A 3201-nucleotide genomic window follows, 5' to 3' on the forward strand; every position below is an offset into this window, starting at 1 on the left:
ACATCGCCGGTGACGAGGTGATAGGGCAGCCCGAGCGAGGCCGAGACCGCAAGCAAGGTGCGATACTGGAAGGCCTCGTAGCTGCTGCCGACATCGGCCGGAGACGAGAACTTCACATCCTCGCCCGGCAGCAGCACCTGCATGGTGCCGGGCTCGAGGCTGGCAATGGCCGCGCCATCGAGATCTGCCGCGCTCTCGCCCATCATGGGATCTTCCGGCGCGGTCTTGGTGATGAAGCCCGCGAACATCGCCGCGGTCTTCTTCCGGTCGAGTTCGGCGTCATCGTATTGATCGAGCAGGAACAGACGCACCATCGCCGGGGCCACATGCGGCAGCCCCCGGATCTGGCCCGCATCGATGGGCCGGTAGATATGCAGCAAATCCCCAGCCGGTACGCGCACCGTCTCCGGGATGACCGCGCCCAAATCGGTGCTGTCGCCGGGATGTCGGCGGCGGAAGTGATAAGCCACGCGCTTACCCGTAGCATCGAACTCGATCCCGCAGCGGATGCGGTTGCCATTGGCTGCCGTTTCCGTCTTCTCGAAGGGCAGCATCTCGGACTGGAGAAGCTGCAATTGCAGTGGGACCAGCAGACCATCCTCGGCCCGACGCGGGCGCAGGCGGACAAAGCATTCGCCGGCGACGAACATCTCCCGCGCCACCATGGCCTGCAGGCCGTAGAAATCGGTCAAACCGTCAGCGTCCGCCTCGTCGGTCCAGGCCAGCCACAGCCGCTGCACCCGGTCGCGCAGGTCGGCGTCCCCGATCAGCGAGGAGAGCTTGATCCCGTCGCCCACGAGGTTCGCGGCAAAGGCCTCGCAGGCGTTCGCCGCATAGCCGTTGGTCACCACCAACTCGCGGGACCGGGCCAGCAGCCGGGGACCGCCGGAGGCGACCAACGCGTTGATGTTCTCGAGCGGCGGATTCCAGCCGCGCAGCCGACGTTTCGCCATGGCGCCTTCGAGGCGCGCGCGCATGGCAGCGGGGCCACCGGAGCCCCGGCGGCGAAAACGATCGAAGAGGCCCATGATGCTCAGAGGCCCTTGGTCGCGGTCACGCGCACATGGCGCACCATGCGTCGCCCCTCGGCACTGGCGATCTCGCGATCCAGCGCCTCGAGGGCCCGGTCGATCTCGGCCAGGCTGCGATAGTCCACCGTCTTGCCGTCGTAGCTGACGCGCGCGACGCCGGAAGAGCGTTGTGCGGTGAGCGCGTCGCGGCGAAGTTTCAGTGTTGCCAGATCCGCCATGCCCAAACTCATCCCATGTAACTCGACCGCGCGACGCGGCGGACCTGTGCCCTGCGGGCCGGTTGCTGTGCCGTGGTTGAGGCGTTGTCCATTGCATCATTGCCCGCGAACTGCGACGCCAGTTCCTCCCACCGAGAGTCCGACCAGCGATCGGCCCCGAGGATCCAGGCGGCCGCGCGGGCATAGACCCGGCAGTCCAGCGCCTCGTTGCGCTCGCGCAGCTTCTGCCATTCGAGTTTCGCGAAGCCGCGCCGGGTCTTGACCGTGACCAGTTGCTCGGCCGTCAGCTGTTTCAGCCATTCGGCATCGATCCAGCCCGGCAGATGGATGACGCCAGGAAGAAACCACTCTCCATCCGCCGGGCTGGTTTCCGGCGGCTCGAGCCGCAGGAAACGATATGTCTCTGCCTTGAACGTAGAGGTTGCCACAGACCAGAGCCGGGCACCGCGGCGCAGACGTTTGCCGGCGATCGTCGCGTCCACGAATGTTGGCCCTGTCACCGGGCTCGCGCGGTTGAAGCCTTCGAGGCCCTTGACCGGCGCAACTTGCGCAAAGCCCACCTGCCGCGCCCAGGCATAGACGGCGGCCGTCTCGTAGCCTGTATCGATCGCCAGCCGTGCGGTGGTCATCGACGTGCCGCTCGCGTGTTGCCATGTCCGGCTCAGCAGGTCGGAGAGTTTTTGCCAGCAGGCCGGATCGCCGGGCCCGCCCTCGATCACGATGTGGTCGATGAGCCAGCTCTGCAGGCCCTTGCCCCAGGCCCAGACATCGACCTCGATCCGGTCCTTCTGCACGTCGGCGCCGGCGGTGAGGAACAGACCACCCGCCGGCACCGTGCCTGCGCGCCAGTCTTCCTTCAGCCCCTGCAGCCGTTGCCAGTCCGGGGCCTCGCCGCTTTCCATCCATGTCTCACCCAGCGAGGTATTGACGAAGGTCTTCATCGTCTCGTCCCCACCGGCGCGTGCCGAGAGAAACGCCTTGGCCATGGCCTCGAGCCGCACCCAGGGCGAATAGATCTCGTTCAGATGGAACCCGGCAATTCCGTCAAACGGGGCTTCCGCAATCCAGCGGCCCTTCGAGATCGCGGCCCAGCGGGTCTCATCCTTCCAGGCCGCATCACAGTCGGCGCAGTGGTAGCGGGCCGTTTCCGGGCGATGACTACCATCCTCCGCCTTGTCCCATTTGACCTGCTCCCAGGTCAGCACCTGTTCCGCCCCGCAGTCCGGGCACGGCACCCAGAACCGGCGCTGGTCGCTTTCCTCAAAGGCCGCCTCGATCCGGCTCGCGCCCTTGTTCGTCGGCGTCGAGACCAGCACGATCTTGCGGTTCCAGAAGGTCACCGTGCGTTTCTTCGCGAGGTTGACCGGGTCCCCCTCGGCGCCGGCGCTGAACGGATAGCGGTCCACCTCGTCGCAGAGGAGCAACCGGATCGGGCGGCTTGCCAGACCCGAGGGCGCGTTGGCGCCCACGATGGTCAGATGACCGCCCGGAAACCGCTTGTGCAGGATCTTGTTGTTGCCATCGCGGGATTTCGGGTTGGCAATCTTGTCCTGCAGGCAGGGCGTGTCCCGCGCCATCGGCGAGAAGCGGTCCTTCGACCAGGTCTCCGCGTCCCGCTCGGTCGGCATCACGACCATGATCGGTGCCGGGTCCTGGTCGATATGGTAGCCGACCGTACACAACTGCAACTCGGTCTTTCCGCATTGTGACGATGACATAATAACGACCGTTTCGTTGCCTGCGTCCGAGATCGCATCCATGATGCCGCGCTGATATTCGGCGCGGCTGGTGCGCCATTGGCCCGGTTCGGCGCTGGCCTCAGAACTCAGCCTCCGGTTCTGATCTGCCCAGGCGCTGATCGTCAGGTCCGGCGGGGGCCGCAGCACCGCCAGGGCCTTCTCCACCGTCCGCTTCAGGATCGGCGATCCCCTCAAGATCAGTCTCGGTTTCGA

General features: G+C 66.1%; 3 protein-coding genes. All 3 read right to left on the reverse strand.

Going from position 1 to position 3201, the window contains the following annotated elements:
* A partial coding sequence (locus tag MB818_RS21675; protein WP_238906492.1) for a phage portal protein occupies positions 1 to 1028 on the reverse strand: 1028 nt, incomplete at its 3' end.
* 5 nt (positions 1029 to 1033) lie between these two features.
* The gene (locus tag MB818_RS21680; RefSeq protein WP_238906494.1) at positions 1034 to 1261 is read right to left on the reverse strand and encodes a phage head-tail joining protein; all 228 of its coding nucleotides are present in this window, start codon (positions 1259 to 1261) and stop codon (positions 1034 to 1036) included.
* Positions 1258 to 3201 (reverse strand): phage terminase large subunit family protein (locus tag MB818_RS21685; RefSeq protein ID WP_369426350.1); only part of this gene is annotated, 1944 nt, incomplete at its 5' end. The genes MB818_RS21685 and MB818_RS21680, both read right to left, overlap by 4 nt.

Source organism: Ruegeria alba (assembly GCF_022321465.1).
In the GTDB taxonomy this organism is placed as follows: Bacteria; Pseudomonadota; Alphaproteobacteria; order Rhodobacterales; family Rhodobacteraceae; genus Ruegeria_B; species Ruegeria_B alba.

What these genes read in the sequence shown, in the direction of transcription:
- MB818_RS21680 (WP_238906494.1), bottom strand. Translation starts at nt 1,261, where the DNA reads ATGAGTTTGGGCATGGCGGATCTGGCAACACTGAAACTTCGCCGCGAC.